Raw genomic sequence first — 23,394 nt, 5'->3', positions numbered from 1 at the left:
GCACGAACCCCCACATGCGGAAGGGTTATGAAGTTCGATGAAATCGGAGAACCGCATTTTTCGCGGTCCCGACTGGCGCACAGTGCGCACACCGCCACAACCCGGCGCCTCTTCGATCCACAGCGACTTTGCGGCCGCTACGACGCATGACCCGTTCATGCGCAGTGAGTCAATCTATTGATTTGGATTCCTTTTCATTCGTCATTCGGCCTTGCAAGACGTCGAGGAAATTTCTATGATCATCAAACGCGAATCACTCTCATTCACACATAAGTCGCATGCCACTTCGCCCGCGTTTCGCTGTGACAGTTGCGTGACTCTCGTGACTTCCATCCGTCGTTGATGGCATCCCAACATGGTCCTACCCGGTCAAAGAGGAAACTCGAACATGAGTAGAACTAATATCTTCCATGAGCGCGAGCCCCGTACTGCAGGTGCGGGCTCCGATGCCGGGACGAACCCGGTGATTCTCGATTTCATCGCGATCGGTCTGGGCCCGTTCAACCTGAGCCTCGCGTGTCTCGCCGACCCGATCCGCGATCTGCATGGTCTCTTCCTCGAACGCAACGAAGACTTCGACTGGCATCCCGGCATGCTGATCGACGACACCACGCTGCAAAATCCCTTTCTGGCCGACCTCGTCAGCCTCGCCGATCCGAAGAGCAAGTTCAGCTTCCTTAACTACTGCAAGCAGGAGGGCAAGCTCTACGCGTATTACATCCGCGAGCGCTTCTATCTGAGCCGCGAGGAATACAACCGTTACTGCAAATGGGCGATCAGGCAGCTTTCCAGCATCGCTTTCGGCTCGAGTGTCGAGAATGTCGAATACGATCGCGAGCGTGCCCATTACGTCGTGAGCGGGCGTCATGTGCGAACCGGCCAGACCTTCGTGCATCGTGCGAAGCGGCTCGTGGTCGGCGTGGGTTCGGTGCCGCAACTGCCGGCCTGTTGCGACGCGGTGCGCGACCGCTGCATTCACAGCGCGCATTACGTGGCGCGCAAACACGAATTGCAGCAGAAGCGGTCGATCGCGGTGATCGGCAGCGGCCAGAGCGCCGCCGAAATATTTCACGATCTTCTCAAGGAAAGCGATAACTACAACTATTCGCTCGCATGGATCACGCGTTCGCCGCGCTTCTTCCAGATGGAGAACACCAAGCTCACGCTGGAAATGATCTCGCCCGACTACATCGACTATTTCTATAACCTGCCGGGCAATGTGCGCGAAAGCATCATCGCGAAGCAGGACAGTCTCTATAAAGGCGTGAATGCTTCGTTGATCAACCAGATCTATGATCTGCTCGATGACCGCCGCAGCCGCGGTCATCGCAACGCACGGCTCATCACGAACTCGGAGCTGACCGGCTGCCATCACGATCACGTCGACGACCGCTACCATCTGCGCTTCGTGCAGCGCGACGAGGGCGTGCAGTACACGCACATCACAGACGGCGCGATCTTCGCGACCGGTTACCGGCAGAACGTGCCGGACTTCATCGACGGCATTCGCGAGCGCATCCGCTGGGACGACAACGGACATTACCGCCTGTCACGAAACTATGCGATCGACGTGAACGAACGCGACATCTTCGTGCAGAACGCCGGGCTTCTGAGCCACGGGCTGACCAATCCCGACCTCGGCATGAGCTGCTACCGCAATTCGTGCATTCTGCGCGAGCTGACCGGCTTCGAGCACTACAAGATCGAGCGGCGCATCGCGTTGCAAGACTTCTCGGTGCCCGACACGGAGGCGTTCGTCAAAGCGCCGCTGGAGGCGCGATGAAGTTGCGCAACATGATCATCCTCATGACGACCTTCGCGGTCGTCAGCGACGCGATCCTGATTCCGTTCTATCCGCAGTTCTTCGCCGCGCGCTACGGCGTGACGAGTCCTGTGCACGCGGGCGCCTACGTGGCGTTCATTTCGGTCGTCGTGATGCTGACGCTGCCCATCTGGGCACGCATCGCCAAACGGCTCGACGCAATGCATCTGCTCGTCTATACGCAATGCGCAGCCGGCGTCCTGTCGCTGACGAGCTACTGGGCGTCGACGCTGTCGCTCTTCTGGGTGTTGTCGCTCGCGATGTTCATGTGCAAGAGCAGCTATCTGCTGATGTACCCGTACATGATGCGGCTCGAGCCGAAGGAGTCCCACGCGCATACGATCGGCCTGCTCTCGGTGGTCGTGCACTTCGGCGCGATCGCGGGCGCTGTGGCGGGCGGCTTCGTGATGCAGGTCTGGAGCGCGCACACCTGCATCTTCGCGATGGCCGCCGGCGATTTCGCGCAGATGGCGATCTGCATGTGGCTGATCCGCTCACACGCCATCGCACGGCGCTGCCGCTTCGCGGACGAAGCGACAGCGCAGGCTGCGACCGTGCGTCCGAAGCTGCGCACTCGGCTGCCGATTTTGCGGCTCGCGTTGCTGATGCTTGCGTTCGACTTCTGCGTGTACCTGATCCGGCCGTTCATGTCGTCCTACTGGCAGAACACGAGTGGTTCGCCGAGCGAGCTGCTCTCCGGGCTCGTCTTCGCGATTCCCGGCATGGTTGCACTCGTCGCGTTGTATATCAACAAGCACACCGCGGGGCGAGGCCGGCGTCTGCCGGATCAGATGATCCCGAATCTGCTGCTTTGCACCGTGGGCATGCTGCTGCAAGGCGTCGAAGCGCCGCTGTGGATCATCGTCGGGCGCGTGCTGTTCGGCTGGGCGTTCTTCCAGATCGTCGTCAAGCTCGACGTGACGATGTTCGCGCTCAGTAGGCCCGCCTCGTATGCCACCGACTTCAGCGTGATCAACTTCTTCCAGAACCTCGGCGTGCTGCTCGCTTCGTTCGCCGCCGGCGCGATCGTCAATGAAATCAGCTTGCGCGCGCCGTTCTTCATCGCTTCTGCGGGCCTCTTGCTATGCGCGCTCATGAGCATCTGGCTGCTCGGGCGACGGCCCGCTCGCGACACGGAACATGCCGCGCTTTCCAACGACCTTGCCAACACAGGAGCCACCGGCCATGCGAACTGACATCGCCTCCGACGAAATCGCACTACGCGCGCCCGCGCCGTTATCTGGCGCACGGCTCGCCGATAACCCGGCTAGCTCGCAACACGCAACGCTCTGCGCAACCGTGAACGGCTTTTACATCCGACCGCTCGACGTCAAACGGGACGCACCCACGCTGCACCGCTGGTTCATCGAAGAGCGCGCCGCCTTCTGGAACATGCAGGACAAGAGCGTCAACGAGGTCGCCGCGTTCTATCAGGCCATCGAAGACTCCGGCCACGCACGTGCATGGATCGGCAGCCAGCGTGGTGCGAGCGTCTTTCTCTTCGAGAGCTACGACCCGGCGCACGACGAAGCGGGCGAGCACTACGACGTGCGCGACGGAGATCTCGGCATGCATCTGTTCGTAGGGCCAGCTGCGACGCCCGTGCCCGGTCATACACGCCGCGTGTTTCAGACGCTGATGAGGTTCCTGTTCGAACAACTCGACGCCGAGCGCATCGTCGTCGAACCGGATGCGCGCAACACGCGTATCCACGCACTCAACCGCGCGATGGGTTTCGTCTATGCGAAGAACGTCGCGTTCCGTGAGAAAACCGCCTCACTCGCGTTCTGCACGCGAGCCGACTTCTACGCCACCCTTCAAAAGACCACTGCAAAGGATCTCGAGTCATGACTCAACCGACGACGCAACCTTCGATGCAACACGTGACGCTCGCCCCGCAACAGGCCACCGCGCATCTCACGCCCGACGTATGGCTCGACGCCAACCGCATGCTGGTTCGCAAGGCGCTCGCCGAATACGCGCACGAGCTGATCGTCGAGCCGACGCGTATCGGCGACGCGCCCGGCGAACACCATGCGCGCTACGAAGTGAAGTCCGACGACGGCACGAGCATCTACAGCTTCGAAGCGCGACAACTCGCGCTGCGTCACTGGAGCATTCGTCCAGAGTCGATCGTGTGCACACGGGACGGTGTTCAGCAACCGCTGGACGCGCTCGCCTTCATCCTCGACGTCAAGGGTCGTCTCGGCATCAAGGAAGAGATGCTGCCGATCTACCTCGACGAAATCAGCAGCACGCTGTATGGCGCCGCGTACAAGGCGGTCAAGGTTGGCCCGGACACGCCCGAGCTGTTGGGCGCCGACTTCCAGGCGATCGAAACCGCGATGAGTGAAGGTCACCCGGGCTTCGTCGCCAACAATGGCCGCCTCGGCTTCGACGCGGGCGACTACCGCGCGTTCGCGCCGGAAGCCGGTTCGCCGATTCAGGTCGTATGGCTTGCGGTCCATCAGGACAACGCCGCCTTTCATTGCAGCGAGGACCTCGACTACGCGCGTCTCATGGACGAGGAACTCGGCGCGCCGACCATGGCGCGATTCAGGGCAATCGTGGAAGCCCGCGGCTGTAACTTCGACGACTACCATCTGATGCCGTCCCATCCGTGGCAATGGTTCAACAAGCTGTCGATCGCGTTCGCGTCGTACGTCGCGACGAATCGCATCATCTGCCTGGGCTATGGCGACGACCGCTATCTCGCTCAGCAATCGATCCGGACGTTCTTTAACCTCTCGGACCGCTCGAAGCGCTACGTGAAGACCTCGCTGTCGATTCTCAACATGGGGTTCATGCGTGGTCTTTCGCCGTATTACATGTCGGGCACGCCGGCGATCAACGACTACATCAAGGACCTCGTCGCGAGCGATCCTTATTTGCAGCAGCAGGGCTTCACGATCCTGCGCGAAGTCGCGTCGCTCGGCTTTCGCAATCGCTATTACGAAATGGCCGTGCAGGTCGACAGTCCGTACAAGAAGATGTTTTCGGCGCTCTGGCGCGAGAACCCGCTGACACTCGCGGGCGAAGGCCAACGCCTGATGACGATGGCGGCGCTGCTGCACACCGACCGCCACGGCCGCGCGCTGCTGCCCGCGCTCATCGAAGCGTCCGGGCTCAGCGTGCAGGCATGGCTCGAGCGCTACCTGAACGCGTATCTGGCACCGCTCGTGCATTGCTTCTACACGCACGACCTGGTGTTCATGCCGCACGGCGAGAACCTGATCCTCGTGATGGAGAACCACGTGCCGGTGCGCGCGATCATGAAGGACATCGCGGAAGAATCCGCGATCCTCAACAAGGACGCCAAGCTCCCCGATAACGTGAAGCGGCTCGCAATGGACGTGCCCGAACACGTGAAGCTGCTGGCGATCTTCATCGACGTGTTCGACGGCTTCTTCCGCTACGTCAACCAGATTCTCGTCGAGCACGGCTGCTGCAGCGAGGATGTGTTCTGGAACGCCGTGGCAGGCTGCGTCGCGCGCTATCAGTCAGAGCATCCGCAGCTCGCGCAGAAGTTTGCCGACTACGACCTGTTCGCGCCGGAGTTCCTGCATTCGTGCCTCAATCGCCTGCAGCTCGGCAACAATTTGCAGATGGTCAATCTGTCGGACCCCGCTGGCAATCTGAAGATGGCGGGCAACCTCCAGAACCCGCTTGCGGGACGACGCGCCGCCTCGCAGGAAGCCGAAACGGGCGCGCTCGCCGAAGCAGTCGACGCGTAAGCATGACGGCGACCCGCACACTGGAAGATCTCCTGCGGCTCGCCGCGCGCGTAGTGCCTGGCCTGCGCGGAGTCGTCGCGGACTGCGCAAGCTCTTCGCCGTCCTGCAACGACGAATCCGCGCGTCGCGCAACGCACTTTCGCCCTGCCCGTTGCGACGGCAATCGTGTCGCGCTGGAAGCGCTGCTCAGTTTCTGGACCACGGGATATCCCGAAGCCGGACGTGCGTACTGGTCGTTGCGCTGCTGGGGCATTCTGATCTGGCAGCCGATTTACCTGAGCGTGATCGGCGTCCACACAGCGCAGCGCGCGCTGTTGCTCGATCGCTTCGAGCAGCCTATCGAGAACGGCTGGACCCGCGAAGTGCGGTTGCCCGATCACGTGCCGGAGCACGGCGATCCCGATGCACTGATCGATCGCGCCGCGAGTGAGATTGCCGCCTGCTGCGTGCAGATTTTCGACGAACTGTCGAGCGTCGTCCGGCTCAATGCTCACGCTGCGCGATGCATGCAGGCCGATTGCGTGCTGGCGGCGTTGCTCGCTTTGCGGCCCACGCATCCCGGCTGGACCCACGCGCATATCGAAGCGCTCGGCGAACGTTGGCTGCGGGCGCTCGCACTCGCAGGCCGTGGCGGCTTTTTCGTTTTCGCTCGCAGCGACGGCGCGAGCGCGCTCGCGCTCGATCGCCGGACCTGCTGCTACCACTATCGCCGACGCGATGGCGAACTTTGCAGCACATGCCCGCGACTGGCACAACGCGAGCGCATCGTGCGCCTGAATGCGGAACGGGATGCCATGCCCGCCGCGTGAACGTGAACGCACGCGCACGTGGCATCTAACCGAAATGGAAACGACCGATGAACGACATCAGCAACATGACGCATCTTGCTCCGCCGTCCGATGCGGAAGACGCGCAGCTGCAACTGCCGGCAAGCGCCTATTTCGACGAAGCGCTGTTCGAGCGAGAGATGGCGCGCATCTTCACGAACGCCGCGCTGTACGTGGGCCACGAACAGTCAGTGCCCGCGCTGGGCGACTGGCGCCGTCTGCCGCAGGAGGAAGGCGGCCGCGTCCTCGTGCGCAACGCGAGCGGCGTGCAGTTGCTCTCCAACATCTGCCGTCATCGCCAGGCGTTGATGCTGGGCGGCGAAACGGGGGACGTGGGCGGCGCCGCGCAATCGAGCGGCAACCTCGCCGCGACCGGCGGCAACATCGTTTGCCCGCTGCATCGCTGGACATATGACGGCAAGGGCGAACTGATCGGGGCGCCCGAGTTCGAACGCAAGCCTTGCCGCAATCTCGAACGCTTCGCGCTGAAGAATTGCCACGGACTCCTCTACGAAGGACCGCGTGAACCTGCGAGAGACATGGCCAAAGTGTTTGCACGCCCCGAATTCGATTTTTCCGGCTATGTGCTCGACCATACCGAAACGCACTCGTGTCATTACAACTGGAAGACCTTTATCGAAGTATACCTGGAGGACTATCACGTCGCTCCGTTTCATCCGGGACTGGGCAAATTCGTGACCTGCGACGACCTCGATTGGGAGTTTGCCGACACGTACAGCATGCAGCGGGTCGGCGTACATAACGCACTCGCGCAGCCGGGCTCGGATATCTATCGGGCGTGGCACGACCGGCTGCTCGAGTATCGCGGCGGCGACGCGCCCTCGTTCGGCGCAATCTGGCTTGCGTATTTTCCGACTCAGATGATCGAGCTTTATCCGCATGTGCTCGTGGTGTCCACGCTCTATCCGAAAGGGCCGCAGGAAACGCTGAACGTCGTCGAGTTTTTCTATCCGGAGGAAATCGTGGCGTTCGAGCGCGAATTCATCGAGGCGCAGCGCGCCGCGTATCTGGAAACAATGATCGAAGACGATGAAATCGCCGAACGCATGGATGCAGGGCGCCTGCGTCTGCACCGGCGCGGCGTGAGTGACGCGGGGCCGTATCAATCGCCGCTCGAAGATGGCATGCGCCACTTTCATGCGTGGTATCGGCGTGCGCTCGCCGCGCCTGCCGCGAGTTCGCTGAGCGGGGAGCATAACGTGTTTGAACTGCGCGTCGTCGAGGATTCAGTGTGCTGAGGGCCGGGAGCGTAGTGCACGTGACAGTGACTGCGTCGCCGATTTTGCATGCCGACGATCCGCCGGCAGCAACGGTCTGGTGCCGGATGGACGAGCGTGTCTTCGAGGCATGCGCTAACTGGCAAGAAAGCCGCCCAGGGCAGCGATCCTGTGTCGCCCATCGCGCATGCCCGCATGATCCGACTAGAACGTAGTACGCATGCCGACCATCACGCTGCGGCCCCCCTCTGGCGCGATATCCCGGACCACCGAACTTGCATAGCGAATCTCCTGATTCGTGAGGTTATCCCCGCGAACATATGCAAGCCAGTTCGTTGCGCCGACATGGAACTTGTACGTGAGAATCAGGCCCAGTTTCGTATAGCTCGAAGTCGGCAGATCGTTGTCGGGTACGCGATTCTGAGCCCACGCATGCTCCATCTCCGCACGCGCGCCGAACGGTCCGTAGTCATAGTCGACGGCGAGCGTCGCACGCAGCGGCGCAATCCGAGGCAGCGCCTCGCCGTTGTCGATGTCGCGAGCATGCGTGTAGTCGGCAACGAGTTCGACGTCCACCTGATGCGCGCCCTTCTCAAAGACGCGCCATCTGCCGTCGAGTTCGATGCCATAGAATTCCGCGCGCACGCCGCGATATACCGCCTCGTTCAACGCACCATCGGTACCGCGCGGCACGACTTCGCCGTCGTCGTTGACGAGACGCCCTGTGTTGAATTCGGTCAGATAGTTCTTGAAGCGGCTGTAGAACACGCCAACGCTGCCCTTGTTCGGGCCGCTCGCAAAGCGCAATGACAGATCGGTCGACACGGCCCTCTCTTTCTGTGCAGCCGGATTGCCGATCAGATATTGGCCCGTCGCATCGTGCGGCCCGTTTGCATAGAGTTCGTACAGCGCCGGCGCGCGTTCCGTATAGGCGGCATTGCCCGCCACCGACCACACTGGCGACAGTTTGTACAACGCACCGAGCGACGCGCTGACCGCATTGAAGTCGCGGTCGGTCGCACTCGCGAACCTGTCGTTGCCGTTGGCCACGGGGTCCTGTTTTACATGCTCGAAGCGTGCGCCCGCGCTGAGCTTGAAGGCGTCGGTGACGTTCCACTCTTCCAGCCCGAACAGCGCCACGTTGGTGGTCTGCGTGGTTGGGACGAGTGCTTCGTCGCCTAGCGCCGAAAACGTGTTCTGGCTGACCTGCACGCCAACGGCTCCCTCGAACGGGCCGATCTGTCGATGACGCGCTTCGATACGCGCTTCATAACCATGGTTGCGAAAGGTCGTGCTGGTTTCGCCGTTGTCGATCTCCCTGTGTTCGTAGTCCGTGTAGCCGAAATCGAACTTCAGTTGCGAGAACGGCCCGCTCAGATTGCGTAACTCCGAGGCGAATGCTACGTGGTCCTGATGCATGCGTAGCCGCACGTCGTCTTCTGCGACCGAGCCGTAGTTGCCGTCGTAGCCGTTGTACGACAGACCTGCATAGCCATCGGCCCAGGTATACGCACCGCCGACCGCGCCGCCGTGCCACCGGCCGTCGCTGTTTGGAATGCTGCCGTAGGCCTCGTTGGCATCCGGGCCGTCGAGCGCGCGCTGGCGATCGGAGTGCGCGAAACCAGGAATACGTTGCGTGCCGGTATCCCGATCGAACGCGTCAACATGAAACGCAAATCGCCCATTGCCTCCTTCGACGAGGGCCGCGCCGGCGCGCGCGTCGTTGGCCCCGCCGTAGCTCGCGTCGACTGCACCCGTGACGCCCGTGATCGGCTCGCGCGGAATGCGGTTGTCGATCGTATTGACGACGCCACCGATGGCGTTGCCGCCATAGAGCAGCGCCGCAGGACCTCGGACGATCTCGACGCGCTCGATCGTCAGGGGCTCCTGCGGTACCGCGTGGTCGTACGACAGCGACGATGCGTCCCACGCCGCCACCCCGTTCTGCAGAATGCGGATGCGATCCCCGTCCATGCCACGGATGATCGGCCGGCCCACCATCGGCCCATACGTCGTGGTGGACACGCCGGGCAGACCATTGAGCGTTTCCCCGAGTGAATTGGTCTGTCTGAAGGTGAGAGCGTCGCCGTACAGCGCAGTGGCCGGCGCGATGAGGTTGGTCGAGCCCAGCGGGTTCGCGGTGACGAAGACGGGCGCAAGCGCACCCCCGGGCAACGCATCCGGTGTCTCATTCTGTTGCTGGGCTTGCGCGGAGAATGCGAGCAAGGCCAACGGAACCGGCGATAACCGGCGGGGCCACCGCGCGATGGAGCGTGTAGGTTGTCTGTTCACGATCTTTTTTCTAAGGTTGACTTCGACACCAGCGGCGATGTCGAGTGCAACGCTATAACATTGCACATCGCAGGCGCCATGTGATCGACAAAATTCCTGAAGGGTGGTTTCTCCCTCAGGTCACGGCGCCGTATGTTATAACATTACAATTAAGAAATGAAGGGTCGTTTGCAAGTACTCGGCTGGCCGGCTCCTTGCCGCTTCTGGTGAACATCGCCATGCGCGTCACATCCTGACCGTCAAACACTATGCGTCCTGCCGTCGGTTGCAGCACACCGGTCAGCATGTTGAAGAAGGTCGTCTTACCCGCGCCGTTTGGGCCGATAAAGCTGTGCAACCGATACGGAAACACATCGAGATCGATCTTGTCGGCGGTGACCAGCGAGCCGAACTGCTTCGACAAACCACGTACCGACAGGATCGGCTTGTCTGGATCGGCATCGATACGTGCGCTTTTATATGGCTCGATGACAGCAGGACGTGCCGGAATCGTGTCACGCACGAGCGTCCAGCGCGGTCTCTTCATTACGCGCTGCACCAGCCCTTGAATCCCTTCGGGCGAGAAGAAGAATGCAAAGCGGCCCGTGCCCGTGGCTGCCCAACGCGTGGACGTGTCAATGCCGGCCCCAGGCGCTAAAAGGGGCCGCATTGTTGAACCCAAAGCCGGATGTCGAAAAAACGCGGGGCTCGACCACGCAACTGAATTGTCGAGCCGTTATGGAAGTCAGACTACACGGTGCATCCGGCGCAATCAGGACCGGTCAGCAGCATGTGCCAACCGGCCGGGGAGTCCAGTCACCTCAAATAATCGGCGCGCCGCCCGTTACCGCAATCGTGGCGCCCGAGATGTAACTCGCTTCGTCCGAGGCAAGCATCACATAGGCCGCCGCCAATTCGGCGGGTTGGCCGGGTCGCTTCATCGGGACCTGCTCACCGAATTTTTCGACCTTCTGCGGCGGCATCGTGGACGGAATCAGCGGCGTCCAGATCGGGCCGGGAGCCACACAGTTTGCGCGAATGCCCTTTTCGGCCAGCAGCTGCGCAAGCCCGCCGGTAAAGTTCTGAATCGCGCCTTTGGTCGTCGCATAGGCGATCAGTCCGGGATTCGGATGGTCGGCGTTGATGGACGTCGTGTTGATGATCGCCGCACCGGCCTTCATATGCCTGACCGCCGCGCGCGTGATCCTGAACATCGCACCGATGTTGGTATCGAAGGTCTTGTCCCACTCTTCGTCGCTGATGGCATCGAGCGAAGGGTAGCTCATCTGATACGCCGCGTTGTTGACCAGCACGTCGAGCCGGCCGAACGCCTCGATGGCCTTGTCGACGATAGCGTCGCAGTGCGCGGGCGAAGTGATGTCTCCCGGCACCAGCACCGCCTTGCGGCCCGCCTCCTCCACCCAGCGAGCGGTTTCGCGTGCATCGTCGTCCTCGTCGAGATACGAGATCAGCACGTCCGCACCCTCGCGCGCAAATGCGATAGCGACGGCGCGGCCGATGCCGCTGTCTCCACCCGTCACGATCGCCGCTTTGCCCGCGAGGCGTGCAGATCCCTTGTAGGTTCGTTCGCCATGATCGGGTTGCGGATTCATTTCAGCCGTCGTGCCCGGCGTGCGTTGTTGCTGCTGGGCGGGAAACGGCGGTTTGGGTCGTTGGATAGTGCTCATGTCAAATCTCCAGGTGCGGGCGGATAGGGATGGCGTGCAGGAAAATGCACAGCATTGCGGTCGGCTTTCATGACGAGATGAGCAACCTTTGGGCCCAGGGCTTGTGGCCTGCACGAGGGCACGCTCATGTCGGCAACGGCAGGGCTAACTGACATGAGTTCTCGATTGCTCACGCTCACTCATGCGCCCGGTGTCTGCTTCGAGCCACTCTTGCCGAGCACGGCGAGCGCCTCGGGGAACAGGGGTTGCTACTTCTCGTTGCGTGACAATCCACACATGCACTCGTGGGCCCGCTCGCCATGGAACAAATCGACGACGTTCGTGTTGGCATTTCCGGCTGGCGCTATAAGGGATGGCGAGGCGACTTCTACCCTGAAGGCCTGAAACAGGCGGCGGAACTGCAATTCGCGTCGCGCCTGTTCCAGACGATTGAGGTCAATGGCACGCACTACAGCCTCCAGTCGCTCGACAGCTGGCGACACTGGTATGCCGACACTCCGCCCGACTTTGTGTTCAGCATTAAAGGCGCGCGGTATCTGACGCACCTGTTGCGCTTTCGTGATGACAGCGCACGGGCCGGATGCGCGAATTTCTTCGCGCAAGGACTGCTGGCGCTGAATGAAAAACTCGGCCCTATTCTGTGGCAATTTCCGCCGTCGTTCTCCTTCGAACCCGACGGCATGGAACGCTTTTTACGCTTGCTGCCACGCGACACATCGGCCGCGCTCTCGCTGGCGAGACACCACGACGAGCGGGTAAAGACGCCCTATCTCGAGATTTGCCACGAGCACCGATTGCGCCACGCAGTGGAGATACGTCACGCGAGTTTTCTCGACCCCGCCTTCGTTGCGTTGCTCAGGCAATACGATGTCGCACTGGTGGTGTCCGATTCCACCGAGTCCTGGCCACTCGCCGAAGACCTCACTGCGGACTTCGTCTACATTCGGCTGCATGGCACCGAATCCCGATATGCAGGCTCATACTCCGACGCGGAGCTGGACCGTTGGGCTGCGCGGATCGAAGCATGGCGTCACGGGTCGCAGCCGGCCGACGCGCGGCTGATCGCAGCGGACGAGCATCCGCCCCGCCGCAAACGGCGTGACGTGTACTGTTATTTCGACAACGACGTCAAGGCACGCGCGCCTTTCGACGCACAGCGGTTGATGAAACGGCTGGGGTTGCAGCGAGCGGGTTCGGCAGCGTGACCGATACAGGCCAGGAACTCACGAACCGGCGCGTTTGCGCTGATGAGCCAGTTTCTCCGCGCTGCGAAGCGCGTCGACGATCGTGGCATAGACACGCTGACGGGTCGCCGGATCAGGCGCGCGCAATGCAAACGATGGATGATAGGTCGCCACCACCAGATGCTCGCCGTGCTCGATCGGTTTGCCGAGCGCGTCCTGCAGCCGTGAGTGAGCGTCGTCGAGCACGGCTTTGAGTGCGGTAGCGCCCAGTGCGACGATCACGCGTGCCCCTGAGCGGTTCAACTCCTGTTCGAGCCAGTATTCACAGGCATCGATCTCTCTTTGCCCCGGCGTCTTGTGCATACGACGCTTGCCTCGCGCGGTCCACTTGAAATGTTTGACCGCATTCGTCACGTAGACCTCGTTGCGCGCGAGGCCCGCCTCTTCCAGCGCTTTGTCCAGCAGCGCGCCGGCCGGTCCGACAAAAGGCCTGCCCTGAAGATCTTCCGCCTCGCCCGGCTGCTCGCCGACCAATACGATCGAGGCGTGACGCGGCCCTTCACCCTGCACCGCTTGGGTCGCATTGCGCCAAAGCGCGCAGCGACGGCACTCGTCGAGTGTCGCAGGCTGCTGATCGCGTTCGACATCCGCGTCGGTATGCGTGTCGCGGCGCGTGCGCCGAGGGGGCTTGTCGTCTATCGTGGCCGGCATGTCCGCGATGCCTATGAATGGCGGGTCGAGTCCGGTGGGATCGGGTTTTTGTCCTGCGAAGACTGCAACGCGTTTTCCGAGCGGCTATGTTTGCGCTTCTCCTCGACATCCCGCTTGTTTTGCGCGGTATCGAGCGGCGTATTGGCGGCGCTTGCGCGCTTACTGGGGTTGCCATCCACAGTGCTCTGCGCCGGATGGTCTGTTGCGGGTTTCATCATGCCCTCCGCGGGATAGAGTTCGGAACGTCGGCAGGTCTGCGCAATGCAGTCAGTCGCGGCAGGCTACGCTCCGCATTGGGTCTATCCGTGGACGCCGCCTATGCGCGGTGTCCACGGTTCCCCATCGCGACATGCCCTCAAGGCTGCCGTTGACCGCCTTGGTGCTGCGGCGTCTTCTGCTGGTTCTGCTGTTGCTGGCCCTGCTGTTTGCCTGCGCTTTTCGGATTGCCGGGCTGTGCATTCGCTTGCTTCGTGTCAGTCATATCCCACTCCTTTCGCCGGTTAAGCCGGCAGCTACCGAGGTCCAGCAAGCGTCGTTCCGCAAGCTCCGGCGTCGTGAAGCGATGTTCGCTACTCCGGTCTACCCTCGTCGTATTCTTCCCGTACGCCAGCGGGCAGCCAAGGCTCCTTGTGACAGCACCACAATTCGTAGCTCGGCTCGTAGATGCCCACGCGATCGAAAGCGCCCAACGGTAAATCGAGCTCGTCGCTGCCGACGCATTCCATGAACGCGACCGACCCGCACGTCGGGCAAAAATGCCGGCGCGCGCCGGGCGAACTCGGCCACGCCTGAGTAGTTCCCGAGAATTCCACCGCACTGCGTTCGAACATGGCATATCCGCCAAAGACGTTGCCATGAATGCGCCGGCAAGTCATGCAATGGCAGAGCGACACCCGCCGCGGGCACGCGTTGACGCGAAAGCGCAACGCACCGCACGCACATCCTCCGGTTTCCTCAACCGGTTCGCTATTGGTCGCCATGGGCCTCTCCCTGGCGGATTCCCCGTACCCGCCATCCACTCGTGTTACTTGTCGCTCTTCTTCGGGATCTTCGCGCCTGACTTGCGCGCCTGATTCAACGCAATCGCCACGGCCTGCTTGTGCGGCTTACCGTGCTTCGTCTCGGTCTTGATGTTGCGCGATACCGTGTCTTTCGAGGTTCCTCTCTTCAGTGGCATGATCTACTCCTTTCATCCTGTCAGTCAGGAATGCAGCGACGTGACCACGCGTCGCTACAGGCAAGCGAGCATACGATGTGCCCGGCGCCGCCTCGCCCGGGAATAGCATTTGCTGGGAGCTGCGCTGAGACCACCGGGAGTACGTCATGAAGCAAATCGCGCTGCAGCGGCTGCGGCCTTCACAGATGACGCACGGTATGCGGGTAGTCGCAAAGAAGGCCGAGCAATATCGAAGCCTTTCGGAGCACGACCGGCAAATGGCCATTGCTGAAAAGCCCGTGCCGATCGTGCTCGGTCCAAACGAAGTGGCGTATGTGACCGATCACCACCATGTCGTCGCCGCACTCCACCTACTGCGGATACCGGCCGTGCCGGTTGTACTGATCGAAGACCTTTCCTCGCTGACGCCCGAGAAGTTCTGGCTGACGATGGAAGACCGGCGCTGGACGTACCCCTACGACGAACACGGCCGCCGTCAGCCGTTCAGCGACATGCCGCGACATGTCTGGGAACTGCCGAACGATGAATATCGCAGTCTCGCCGCTTTAGCCCGCGACGCGGGAGCCTTTGAAAAAACCGACACGCCGCTGGCGGAGTTTCGTTGGGCCGATCTTCTGCGTAGTCTGTTGCCTGCGCCGACCAACGATGAAGAGTTTGACGACGCGCTTCGCAAGGTGATCAAACTCGCTCGCAGCGAACTGGCGATCGGACTACCGGGCTTTCTCGGCAAGTCGTAGCGGAGTCGCGCATGCGCGGTCAATCGCGCTTACTCCCCGGCAACACCGCACCCAGCACCTGCTTCGCCGTCTCGACAATGACGCTCCCCTCGTCAGGATCGCCCTCGAAAAGCATCGGTGCAAACGCCTTCGCTTGCGCGAGCGTTACGTGAGGCGGCAATGGCGGCACGTTGGGATCGCTTTTCACTCCAGCACGACGGGCCGATCCGACGCCAGCGCTTCGTCCCACAGTCCGCCAAGTTTTTCATCGTCGTCTGCGATGCCTCGTACTTCGGGTCGCCCTCCATCGCGCGCTGCTCCTATATCACCTGATTCAGGTCCTCATTGTTCAGCACTGCTTCCAGTACGCGACTGAATGAATTCGATTCCGCCTTCCTTCGACTTCGAAGCCCGGTTGAGCGCGCCGAACACGCCGTTGATGCCGTCGCCCGGATAGCCGAAGATGTGTCGCACACCCCAGTCGCCCAGCCGTTCGACGACGAAATCCCCTACCGCTGCAGTCATGAGCGTTCTTCAATGTCTGAGCCGTATACGCTCCGCTGCAAAAAACAATCCCAATGGAGCCGCGCGGCACACGACGGCAGGTGGCTGTTGCCGGCCCGGTAAGCCGAATGCAAGGCACGTTCATTGCGGACAGTCGTACACGTCGTTCATCTCGGGGAGGCCGCCATGAGCTCGGCACATAAGGACACGGACGCCTATCAGCACGCCAGCGGCGGCTGGGGATCGGTCAAGGCGGTCGCGGGCGCGCTGATCCAGGAAGGCGCGCCGGTTGGCACGAGCCGTGTGCTCGTGCATCAGAACAAGCCAGACGGCTTCATGTGTGTGAGCTGCTCGTGGGCAAAACCCGCGCACCCGCATCCATTCGAATTCTGCGAGAGTGGCGCGAAAGCCACCGCATGGGACATCACCTCGCGCCGCGTCGACGCTGATTTCTTTAAAGCCCACACACTGGTGGAACTGGAGCAATGGCACGATCACGCGCTGGAAGATGCCGGCCGCCTCTGCGCGCCGATGCGATGGGACTCTGCGCTGGACCAATACGTCGAAGTGACATGGGAGCATGCGTTCGGTGAAATCGGCCGCGAACTGCGCGCCCTTCAGCCCGATGAAGCGGTGTTCTACACGTCCGGCCGCGCGTCGCTCGAAACCGCCTACATGTACCAGCTTTTCGCACGCATGTACGGCACCAACAACCTGCCGGACAGTTCGAACATGTGCCATGAAAGCACGAGTGTCGGGCTCAAGGAAGCGATCGGCGTGGGCGTCGGCACGATCACACTGGAGGACTTCAAGCATACCGATCTGATGTTCTTCTTCGGCCAGAACGTCGGCACGAACAGTCCACGCATGCTGCACGACCTGCAGGAAGCGAGGGAGCGCGGCGTGCCGATCATCACGTTCAATCCGATTCGCGAGCCGGGCCTCGTGAGCTTCGTGAATCCGCAGTCGCCCACGCAAATGCTCAAGCCGGGCGCGACGCAAATCAGTACGCAATATCATCAGTTGAAAACGGGCGGCGATTCGGCAGCGATCGTCGGCATCTGCAAGGCCGTGATCGCGGCGGACGACCGCGCGCAAGCCACCGGCGCCGCGCGTATCGTCGACGCTGCGTTCATCGCGCAGCATACGAGCGGCTTCGACGAGTTCGCGGACTATGTGCGCCGCGCCAGCTGGGACGAACTCGAGCGCCTGTGCGGTCTCTCGCGCGCGGCGCTCACTGCGGCGGCCGACGAATACATGCGCGCGAAGGCGGTCATCATCCACTACGGCATGGGCCTCACGCAGCATCGGCTGGGCGTGCAGAACGTGCGGATGGTCGTGAATCTGCTGCTGTTACGCGGCAATATCGGCAAACCCGGCGCGGGGCCGTCGCCGATTCGCGGCCATTCGAACGTCCAGGGACAGCGGACGGTGGGCGTCACGGAAAAACCGGAACTCGCGCCGCTCGACAAGCTCGCCGAGCAGTACCACTTCGAGCCGCCGCGCACGCAAGGCATGGCGACGGTCGATGCGTGCAAGGGCGTGATAAACGGCAAGGTGCGCGCCGTGTTCCAGCTAGGCGGCAACCTCGTGCGCTCGGTGCCCGACCGCTACGTCATCGAGCCGGCGTGGCGCAAGCTGCGGCTGACCGTCAACATTGCAACCAAACTCAATCGCAGCCATCTCGTGCATGGCGAAGTGTCCTATCTGCTGCCTTGTTTGAGCCGCATTGAAATCGACGAGCGCATGGGCCGGCCGCAGGCGGTCTCGATGGAAGACAGCACCGGCTGCATGCACGGATCGCACGGCGTCGCGCCGCCGGCAAGCGACCGGCTGTTGTCCGAGCAGGCGATCGTCGCGGGAATCGCGAAGGCCACGCTCGATTCGCAACGGGTCAACTGGGACGCGTGGAGCAACGACTATGCGCTGATTCGCGACGCCATCGCCGAAACGTATCCGGACATTTTCCACGACTTCAACGCGCGGATGTGGACGCCGGGCGGCTTTCATCGCCCACTGCCCGCATGCGAGCGTCAATGGAAAACGAAGAGCGGCAAGGCCGAATTCATGGTACCGGCCACGCTCGATGAAGACCCCGACATGCCCGCTCGCCAGCCCGACGACCTGCGTCTCTTCACGCTGCGCAGCGACAGTCAGTTCAACACGACGATCTACACGCTGGACGACCGGTTTCGCGGCGTTCGGGGCTCGCGCATGGTGCTGTTGATGAATGCGCGCGACATCGAGCGCCGTGGGCTCGAAGCGGATGCCGAGGTATCGCTGGAGGCGGTATCTCCGGATGGAATGGAACGCCGCATCGACGGGTTCCGCATCATTGCGTTCGACTTGCCCGAGGGTTGCGTCGCGGGTTACTACCCGGAATGCAATCCGCTCATTCCGCTGTCGCATCATGCGAAAGAGAGTAAGGTGCCTGCGGCCAAGGCGATTCCGGTGAAGGTGGTCGCGGCTCTTCGACCCGCTTGATTGCGCACGTACCCGTTCCATGCCGGTCGCGATGCGACAGCGCGCCGGAATGAACGCTGTCGCCGTTCTATTTGTGCAAGGCTGCGCGTACGCTCGCCACCTCTCTCGCAGTCACCGGCGCCGCCGCGTTGCCCCACGTATTGCGGATGAACGTCAGCACATGCGCGATTTCGCGATCATTCAGTTTGCCGGCGAAAGACGGCATCTCGCGAGACTCCGGGCCGCCGTCAGTATGCGGGCTCGCGCCCCCCTCCACCAGCAGTCGCACGAGCGATGTCGTCGAGGGCGACAACACCGCCGGATTGCCCGCCAGACGCGGATACTTTTGCGGCACGCCCGCGCCATCCATCTGATGGCAACGCGCGCAATAAGTCGCGTCAATGCCTGCGCCGGGCCGTTCGACGTTGCCCGTTTTGAGCGCCCGCGCAGTCTGCTGCGCGGCGCGTGACTCGCCATTGAAATGGCCGCGTGGCGCACGCGCAGGCAGGCTCTTCAGATTAACGGCAATCGCATCGAGGTCGGCGTCGTCCAGATATTGTGTGCTGTCTTCGACGACTTGCACCATCGAGCCGAGTGTCACCAGTCCGCCGCCGTGGCCGTGCTTGAGGACGGCGGCGATGTCCGCGGCGGAGCTTCGGCCGAGCCCCGAGCCGGGATCGCCGGTCAGGTTCGGCGCCAACCAGTGGTCGTTCGTGCCGCCTGTCAGATAGGCCGCGCTCGACTCGCTGTAGCCGCGCTCCTCGTAAGCGGGGCCGCGCGGCGTGTGGCACGCGCCGCAATGTCCGAGCGATTGCACGAGATACGCACCGCGATTCCATTGCGCATCGCGCCCAGCTTCCGGTTTGAACACGCCGCGCGGCGCAAACACCCAGTCCCAGAACATGAGCGCCCAGCGCTGGTTGAACGGGAACGGCAGTGCCGTTTCGGGTGCGGGCGTGGCTACCGGCTGCACGCCGTGCATGAAGTACGCGTACAGCGTGTGCATGTCGTCGTCGGCGATTCGGGCAAAGGAGGGTAAGGCATCGCCGGATACAAGCGCTTGCCGCCGGGGCGCAACGCCGTCACGCAACGCGCGCGCGAAATCGTCGTAGCTATAGCGGCCGATACCGGCATGGCGGTCGGGCGTGATATTCGATGAATAGATCGTGCCGAATGGCGAGCCCATTCCGAGCCCTCCGGCAAAGGGCGCGACAGGATCAGCGTATCGCCGGGCTGGGTCGCATGTGGCGCAGCCGTGTGGCAACCGGCGCAAGGGTGCGGCTGTCTGCCGATTCCGCTCAATTCCGTTCGGTTCGGCACCATAAAAAAAGCCGCAGACAGCGCTGCGGCCAGAACACACACGCCGCGCGATGAGGCGCTGACGTTACGTCAATGTCTCATGCTCGAACGCGTGAAACAATCCGGTTTTTTGTCTGAACTTAGGGTGTTGCCCCGCGAGCCGCGTCCACGCTGGCATCGCGGATTAGAGGAAAATTGATGTGTTGCAAAAACGCCAAAACATATTGATCTGGGGAATTTTGGCGGTATATGTCCCGGGGCGCGAAACGATATGTGCATACAAATGGATTGCTCACGCCGTGACCTATCGTGGGCGAGCGCATGAAGACGTAGAAACCCTGACTTGGCCTCTGGTCGAATCCCCCTCTGACGCACTACCAGGAGTGCTACGATAAGGGCGCCCATCGTGATAGGTGACGGCAAAAGCGTCGCGACATCGACCAGCATTCTTTGGAGACTTCATCGCCGGAGTAGCCCGCCTTCTTCAAGCGAGCTGAACCCGTTTTTTCGTAGTGGAGTAGTCAGGCCGTTCAATACTCGAATAACAAGGAGACGTTCAATGAAATTGTCGAAGCTCGTGCTCATCAACCTGTTGGCTTTGTCGGCCGCCGGCTTGGCCTCCGTTGCCGCCCATGCTGAAGATTTGCTGGACACCGTCAAGCAGGCCGGGGTACTCAAGGTGGGTCTGGAGGGCACCTATCCTCCGTTCGACTATCGGAACAACGACGGCCAACTCGAAGGCTTCGATGTCGACGTCGCGAAAGCGGTTGCCGCCAAGCTCGGCGTCAAGCCGCAGTTCATTCCTACCGAATGGAGCGGTATCATCGCGGCGCTCCAGACCGGGAAGTTCGACGTCATCGTGAACCAGGTGACGATCACGCCGCAACGCAAGCAGGCCCTGGACTTCAGTCAGCCCTACACCTACTCGGCCGCGCAATTGATTCAGCGCGCGGACGACAAGCGCGAATTCAAGTCACTGGACGAATTCAAAGGGGACAAGAAGCTGGGGGTGACGCTCGGGACCAACTACGATCAGATGGCGCGAGCCGTCCAGGGCATCAACGTGCAGACCTACCCCGGCGCGCCCGAAAAGTTACGTGACCTGGCCAGCAAGCGTATTGATGCGACGATCGACGACCGGCTGATGCTGCCGTACATCATCAAGACCTCACAGTTGCCGCTGCGGCCCGGTGCGGTACTCAAGGGAGCCAATCAGGAGATGGGTATTCCGTTCCGCCAGAACAATCCCAAGTTTGCGAAAGCCATCAACGATGCGCTGACCGAGTTGAAGCAGGACGGTACGCTGAAAAAGATATCCGTTCATTGGTTCGGTACCGACGTGACCCAACCCGTTGCGCAGTAATTCCGGAGCCTGTCTGCATAGCCACGCCGATCCGTTGGACTGGTCGGCGTGGCGGATTGCACACTGATCGCGCAGCGACATCCGTCAATGTCGTCAGTCATCACGCGGTCATATTAGCCGGCCCGCCGCGCTGACCAAATCCCCACATCTTTGCGTAGGCCGTACGGCGTGTGCTCGCCCGAGCACCGCTCTCGTCTTTGCGCCCCTCGCTTCAGCTAACGCCGACCGCGGGCCGCGCGTTGAGCGTGCCGTGTGCAGGCGGACATGGCACGCTTCAGTGTCTGCCGTCGTTTCCAACAGTTCTATCTGGACGCCGACGCGGCCGCGCAATCGGACCCGCCGTTCACCAATCACCGGCCGCACCTCGTGAACCATGCGCGAATGCCAGAAGTACAAGCAAAGCGCGCCTGACTCGCCTCCTCGCCGCCATTTGAGACCGACCGTTCGCTTGCACAAGGGCGACTGCCCACGCCCGCCACTCAGCGCCCGTTCTCCTCGCACACCCGCGTGCGCCCCATCGCCACCTCCCGCGCGCTTTACCTTGGGCAGAACTCGGGCGCACAATCTGTCCGGATATGGAGGCCCGCGATACTCTCACCAGTTTGATCGGCAACCGCCCACAGACTCACTTCCGCACGCACAGTGCGCACCTCCCTTCGGAACGCGTCCATGAGCAATAAGTCTTCAGGCAAACTGGAAGATCTGTTGGCAGGCGGCAGCCGCCACTACCAGGTCTTTCCCAAGTTGGATGAGCGGCAATTCGCGCTTCTGGAACGATACGGCGAACGGCGCAAACTGATCACCGGCGACGTGCTGTTCTCCGAAGGCGAGCGCCATATACCCATGTTCGCCATCGTCTCCGGCACCATCGAGGCAACGAGGGGCACGGGCGAGAATCTGCACGTGCTGGGTCTGCACGGCCCCGGCAGTTTCACCGGCGAAGTGGGAACGCTTGCGGGTCGCGCCGCGGTGGCGAGCGCCCGCGCGACCAGCGACTGCGAAGTGATCGTGATCGACGAGGAGTCGCTGCGCGCGCTCGTCATCGCTGAAGCGGAGTTGAGCGAAACGATCATGCGCGCCTATATTCTGCGGCGAGTCGCCTTCATTCAGGATCAGAACGGCGGCGTACTGGTCATCGGCAGCCCGGCCTCGCTGGACACGCTCAAGCTGCGGCATTTCCTGAGCCGCAACGCTCATCCTTTTGCCTACTTCGATATCGTCGAACACGAAGAAGCGAAAGCACTCCTTGAACGCTATGGCGCGACGGAAGCCGATTTGCCAGTGGTGATCACGTTGCAAGGCAACGTGCTGAAGCAGCCGACCCATCGAGCCGTCGCCGATGCGATCGGGCTGAGCCCCGACCGCCTGAATGGCGAGCAATTCGACGTGGTGGTAGTCGGCGCGGGACCGGGCGGTCTTGCGGCTGCGGTTTACGCGGCTTCCGAAGGATTGAGGGTGGCCGTGCTGGACACCAAGGCGCCGGGCGGCCAGGCGGGTACCAGTTCGAAGATCGAAAATTATTTCGGTTTCCCAACTGGCATCTCGGGGCAGGCGCTTGCCGGGCGCGGCCTGTCGCAATGTCGTAAATTCGGCGCCGAGGTCGGCGTGCCGATCGAAGTACTCGGCATCGAATGTCACAATGCGCCGCCCTTTCACCTCCGTCTCAACTATGACGAGCATCTCTACGCCCGCTCGGTCGTGATCGCGACCGGCGCACGCTATCGCAAACCCTTGCTCGAACGCCTCGAACATTTCGAGGGACGCGGCATCTATTACAGCGCGACGTATATGGAAGCCGCGTTCTGTGCGCAGCAGGAGTTGGTCATCGTCGGCGGAGGCAACTCGGCGGGCCAGGCCGCGGTCTTTCTCGCGGGATTCGCCCGTCACGTGCATGTCGTGATTCGCGGTGACGGACTCAATGCGAGCATGTCGAACTATTTGATCAGGCGCATCGAGGCAGCCGCAAATATCACCGTTCATACGCGAACGCAGATCGTGGAATTGAACGGCGACACGCAACTCGAATCGATCAAATGGGACCGGCAAGGGCAGATCGAAGAAAAGGCGATCCGCCATCTCTTCCTTTTTCTCGGCGCACAGCCCAATACCGCATGGCTCGGCGATTGCGTCGAACTCGACAGGAACGGCTTTGTGCTCACGGGGCCCGATGCAATCAACACATGGTCGTCGGAGCGCCCCGCCCACTTTCTCGAAACGAGCCGGCCCGGCATCTTCGCGGTGGGTGACGTCCGCAGCGGCTCGGTCAAGAGAGTGGCGGCGGCTGTCGGGGAAGGCGCTGCTGCGGTTCAGTCTCTGCACCAGTTTCTGGCGCTCGGGGAGTGATGCCGGAATCGTCGCCGAAATGGTTGAAGCCGACCTCTCTACGAGGCCGGCTTC

General features: G+C 62.0%; 20 protein-coding genes and 2 pseudogenes. 11 read left to right on the top strand and 11 right to left on the bottom strand.

The features are described from left to right. Window positions 1-388: 388 nt before the first annotated feature. The 6 genes from B0G69_RS35130 to B0G69_RS35105 are packed head-to-tail and all read left to right on the top strand — an operon-like array spanning window position 389 to window position 7,642. Window positions 389-1,783 carry a SidA/IucD/PvdA family monooxygenase gene (locus B0G69_RS35130; protein ID WP_121324692.1) on the top strand — a complete coding sequence of 465 codons (1,395 nt, stop codon included), beginning with the start codon at window positions 389-391 and terminating at the stop codon, window positions 1,781-1,783. Further along, complete coding sequence (locus B0G69_RS35125) at window positions 1,780-3,018, top strand: MFS transporter (protein WP_121324691.1); 1,239 nt, start codon at window positions 1,780-1,782, stop codon at window positions 3,016-3,018. The genes B0G69_RS35130 and B0G69_RS35125 overlap by 4 nt, the downstream gene beginning before the upstream one ends. Then, window positions 3,008-3,673: a GNAT family N-acetyltransferase gene (locus B0G69_RS35120; RefSeq protein WP_121324690.1), complete on the top strand. Its 666-nt coding sequence runs from the start codon at window positions 3,008-3,010 to the stop codon at window positions 3,671-3,673. Before B0G69_RS35125 ends, B0G69_RS35120 begins: the two co-directional genes overlap by 11 nt. Window positions 3,674-3,696: 23 nt before the next feature. Then, complete coding sequence (locus B0G69_RS35115) at window positions 3,697-5,556, top strand: IucA/IucC family siderophore biosynthesis protein (RefSeq protein WP_147440832.1); 1,860 nt, start codon at window positions 3,697-3,699, stop codon at window positions 5,554-5,556. Between the two features lie 2 nt (window positions 5,557-5,558). Then, window positions 5,559-6,365: a siderophore ferric iron reductase gene (locus tag B0G69_RS35110; protein ID WP_121324688.1), complete on the top strand. Its 807-nt coding sequence runs from the start codon at window positions 5,559-5,561 to the stop codon at window positions 6,363-6,365. Window positions 6,366-6,412: 47 nt separating this feature from the next. Then, window positions 6,413-7,642, top strand: coding sequence for an aromatic ring-hydroxylating dioxygenase subunit alpha (locus tag B0G69_RS35105; RefSeq protein WP_121324687.1), 1,230 nt, complete (start codon window positions 6,413-6,415; stop codon window positions 7,640-7,642). A 183-nt stretch (window positions 7,643-7,825) separates the two neighbouring features. On the opposite strand, the gene B0G69_RS35100 is transcribed toward B0G69_RS35105, so the two are convergent. The 3 genes from B0G69_RS35100 to B0G69_RS35090 all read right to left on the bottom strand — a co-directional run bounded on the left by B0G69_RS35100 (window position 7,826) and on the right by B0G69_RS35090 (window position 11,580). Beyond that, window positions 7,826-9,913, bottom strand: coding sequence for a TonB-dependent receptor (locus B0G69_RS35100; protein ID WP_121325103.1), 2,088 nt, complete (start codon window positions 9,911-9,913; stop codon window positions 7,826-7,828). Between the two features lie 115 nt (window positions 9,914-10,028). Then, entirely contained in the window at window positions 10,029-10,439 is a 411-nt protein-coding gene (locus B0G69_RS35095) for an ATP-binding cassette domain-containing protein (protein WP_241991629.1), read from the bottom strand. 274 nt (window positions 10,440-10,713) lie between these two features. Then, the gene (locus tag B0G69_RS35090; protein ID WP_121324686.1) at window positions 10,714-11,580 is read right to left on the bottom strand and encodes a glucose 1-dehydrogenase; all 867 of its coding nucleotides are present in this window, start codon (window positions 11,578-11,580) and stop codon (window positions 10,714-10,716) included. 299 nt (window positions 11,581-11,879) lie between these two features. Here B0G69_RS35090 and B0G69_RS35085 point away from each other — a divergent pair, with 299 nt between their 5' ends. Next, complete coding sequence (locus B0G69_RS35085) at window positions 11,880-12,785, top strand: DUF72 domain-containing protein (protein WP_121324685.1); 906 nt, start codon at window positions 11,880-11,882, stop codon at window positions 12,783-12,785. 18 nt (window positions 12,786-12,803) lie between these two features. On the opposite strand, the gene B0G69_RS35080 is transcribed toward B0G69_RS35085, so the two are convergent. From B0G69_RS35080 to B0G69_RS41555, 5 genes are all read right to left on the bottom strand, one after another. Then, window positions 12,804-13,475, bottom strand: a complete 672-nt coding sequence (locus tag B0G69_RS35080) for a UdgX family uracil-DNA binding protein (protein ID WP_121324684.1) — start codon at window positions 13,473-13,475, stop codon at window positions 12,804-12,806. A gap of 11 nt (window positions 13,476-13,486) precedes the next feature. Continuing rightward, a complete protein-coding gene (locus tag B0G69_RS35075; protein WP_147440818.1) occupies window positions 13,487-13,693 on the bottom strand; it encodes a hypothetical protein in 207 nt (68 codons plus the stop codon). Window positions 13,694-13,830: 137 nt separating this feature from the next. Beyond that, entirely contained in the window at window positions 13,831-13,956 is a 126-nt protein-coding gene (locus B0G69_RS42895; protein WP_277873606.1) for a hypothetical protein, read from the bottom strand. Window positions 13,957-14,044: 88 nt separating this feature from the next. Next, on the bottom strand, window positions 14,045-14,455 hold the full coding sequence (locus B0G69_RS35070) for a GFA family protein (protein WP_121324682.1): 411 nt from the start codon (window positions 14,453-14,455) through the stop codon (window positions 14,045-14,047). 44 nt (window positions 14,456-14,499) lie between these two features. Next, window positions 14,500-14,652, bottom strand: coding sequence for a DUF6496 domain-containing protein (locus tag B0G69_RS41555; protein WP_199731465.1), 153 nt, complete (start codon window positions 14,650-14,652; stop codon window positions 14,500-14,502). A gap of 146 nt (window positions 14,653-14,798) precedes the next feature. Here B0G69_RS41555 and B0G69_RS35065 point away from each other — a divergent pair, with 146 nt between their 5' ends. After that, the gene (locus B0G69_RS35065) at window positions 14,799-15,389 is read left to right on the top strand and encodes a ParB/Srx family N-terminal domain-containing protein (protein ID WP_121324681.1); all 591 of its coding nucleotides are present in this window, start codon (window positions 14,799-14,801) and stop codon (window positions 15,387-15,389) included. A 19-nt stretch (window positions 15,390-15,408) separates the two neighbouring features. Here the strand turns inward: B0G69_RS35065 and B0G69_RS35060 are convergent. Together B0G69_RS35060 and B0G69_RS35055 are read right to left on the bottom strand one after the other, a co-directional pair. Beyond that, window positions 15,409-15,724 (bottom strand): annotated as a pseudogene (locus tag B0G69_RS35060) (thiamine pyrophosphate-requiring protein); the annotation flags it as partial. Next, entirely contained in the window at window positions 15,711-15,893 is a 183-nt protein-coding gene (locus B0G69_RS35055) for a thiamine pyrophosphate-binding protein (protein WP_121325102.1), read from the bottom strand. The pseudogene B0G69_RS35060 and the gene B0G69_RS35055, both read right to left, overlap by 14 nt. 165 nt (window positions 15,894-16,058) lie before the next feature. Here B0G69_RS35055 and B0G69_RS35050 point away from each other — a divergent pair, with 165 nt between their 5' ends. Continuing rightward, window positions 16,059-18,356, top strand: a complete 2,298-nt coding sequence (locus tag B0G69_RS35050) for an FdhF/YdeP family oxidoreductase (RefSeq protein ID WP_121324680.1) — start codon at window positions 16,059-16,061, stop codon at window positions 18,354-18,356. A gap of 67 nt (window positions 18,357-18,423) precedes the next feature. Here B0G69_RS35050 and B0G69_RS35045 read toward each other — a convergent pair. Beyond that, window positions 18,424-19,607, bottom strand: a pseudogene (locus B0G69_RS35045) (cytochrome c); the annotation flags it as partial. A gap of 586 nt (window positions 19,608-20,193) precedes the next feature. On the opposite strand from B0G69_RS35045, the gene B0G69_RS35040 reads away from it, so the two are divergent. Further along, the gene (locus tag B0G69_RS35040) at window positions 20,194-20,997 is read left to right on the top strand and encodes a transporter substrate-binding domain-containing protein (RefSeq protein ID WP_121324678.1); all 804 of its coding nucleotides are present in this window, start codon (window positions 20,194-20,196) and stop codon (window positions 20,995-20,997) included. Window positions 20,998-21,666: 669 nt separating this feature from the next. Further along, the gene (locus tag B0G69_RS35035; protein WP_121324677.1) at window positions 21,667-23,340 is read left to right on the top strand and encodes a cyclic nucleotide-binding domain-containing thioredoxin-disulfide reductase; all 1,674 of its coding nucleotides are present in this window, start codon (window positions 21,667-21,669) and stop codon (window positions 23,338-23,340) included. Window positions 23,341-23,394: the final 54 nt, after the last annotated feature.

This window comes from Paraburkholderia sp. RAU2J (genome assembly GCF_003634845.1).
Taxonomy (GTDB): domain Bacteria; phylum Pseudomonadota; class Gammaproteobacteria; order Burkholderiales; family Burkholderiaceae; genus Paraburkholderia; species Paraburkholderia fynbosensis.
This window is presented reverse-complemented; position numbering and strand designations above follow the sequence as displayed.

What these genes read in the sequence shown, in the direction of transcription:
- B0G69_RS42895 (WP_277873606.1), bottom strand. Translation starts at nt 13,956, where the DNA reads ATGACTGACACGAAGCAAGCGAATGCACAGCCCGGCAATCCGAAAAGC.
- B0G69_RS35065 (WP_121324681.1), top strand. Translation starts at nt 14,799, where the DNA reads ATGAAGCAAATCGCGCTGCAGCGGCTGCGGCCTTCACAGATGACGCAC.
- B0G69_RS35040 (WP_121324678.1), top strand. Translation starts at nt 20,194, where the DNA reads ATGAAATTGTCGAAGCTCGTGCTCATCAACCTGTTGGCTTTGTCGGCC.
- B0G69_RS35120 (WP_121324690.1), top strand. Translation starts at nt 3,008, where the DNA reads ATGCGAACTGACATCGCCTCCGACGAAATCGCACTACGCGCGCCCGCG.
- B0G69_RS35110 (WP_121324688.1), top strand. Translation starts at nt 5,559, where the DNA reads ATGACGGCGACCCGCACACTGGAAGATCTCCTGCGGCTCGCCGCGCGC.
- B0G69_RS35035 (WP_121324677.1), top strand. Translation starts at nt 21,667, where the DNA reads ATGAGCAATAAGTCTTCAGGCAAACTGGAAGATCTGTTGGCAGGCGGC.
- B0G69_RS35055 (WP_121325102.1), bottom strand. Translation starts at nt 15,893, where the DNA reads ATGACTGCAGCGGTAGGGGATTTCGTCGTCGAACGGCTGGGCGACTGG.
- B0G69_RS35075 (WP_147440818.1), bottom strand. Translation starts at nt 13,693, where the DNA reads ATGATGAAACCCGCAACAGACCATCCGGCGCAGAGCACTGTGGATGGC.
- B0G69_RS35050 (WP_121324680.1), top strand. Translation starts at nt 16,059, where the DNA reads ATGAGCTCGGCACATAAGGACACGGACGCCTATCAGCACGCCAGCGGC.
- B0G69_RS35070 (WP_121324682.1), bottom strand. Translation starts at nt 14,455, where the DNA reads ATGGCGACCAATAGCGAACCGGTTGAGGAAACCGGAGGATGTGCGTGC.
- B0G69_RS35125 (WP_121324691.1), top strand. Translation starts at nt 1,780, where the DNA reads ATGAAGTTGCGCAACATGATCATCCTCATGACGACCTTCGCGGTCGTC.
- B0G69_RS35080 (WP_121324684.1), bottom strand. Translation starts at nt 13,475, where the DNA reads ATGCCGGCCACGATAGACGACAAGCCCCCTCGGCGCACGCGCCGCGAC.
- B0G69_RS35095 (WP_241991629.1), bottom strand. Translation starts at nt 10,439, where the DNA reads ATGAAGAGACCGCGCTGGACGCTCGTGCGTGACACGATTCCGGCACGT.
- B0G69_RS35085 (WP_121324685.1), top strand. Translation starts at nt 11,880, where the DNA reads ATGGAACAAATCGACGACGTTCGTGTTGGCATTTCCGGCTGGCGCTAT.
- B0G69_RS35090 (WP_121324686.1), bottom strand. Translation starts at nt 11,580, where the DNA reads ATGAGCACTATCCAACGACCCAAACCGCCGTTTCCCGCCCAGCAGCAA.
- B0G69_RS35130 (WP_121324692.1), top strand. Translation starts at nt 389, where the DNA reads ATGAGTAGAACTAATATCTTCCATGAGCGCGAGCCCCGTACTGCAGGT.
- B0G69_RS41555 (WP_199731465.1), bottom strand. Translation starts at nt 14,652, where the DNA reads ATGCCACTGAAGAGAGGAACCTCGAAAGACACGGTATCGCGCAACATC.
- B0G69_RS35115 (WP_147440832.1), top strand. Translation starts at nt 3,697, where the DNA reads ATGCAACACGTGACGCTCGCCCCGCAACAGGCCACCGCGCATCTCACG.
- B0G69_RS35105 (WP_121324687.1), top strand. Translation starts at nt 6,413, where the DNA reads ATGAACGACATCAGCAACATGACGCATCTTGCTCCGCCGTCCGATGCG.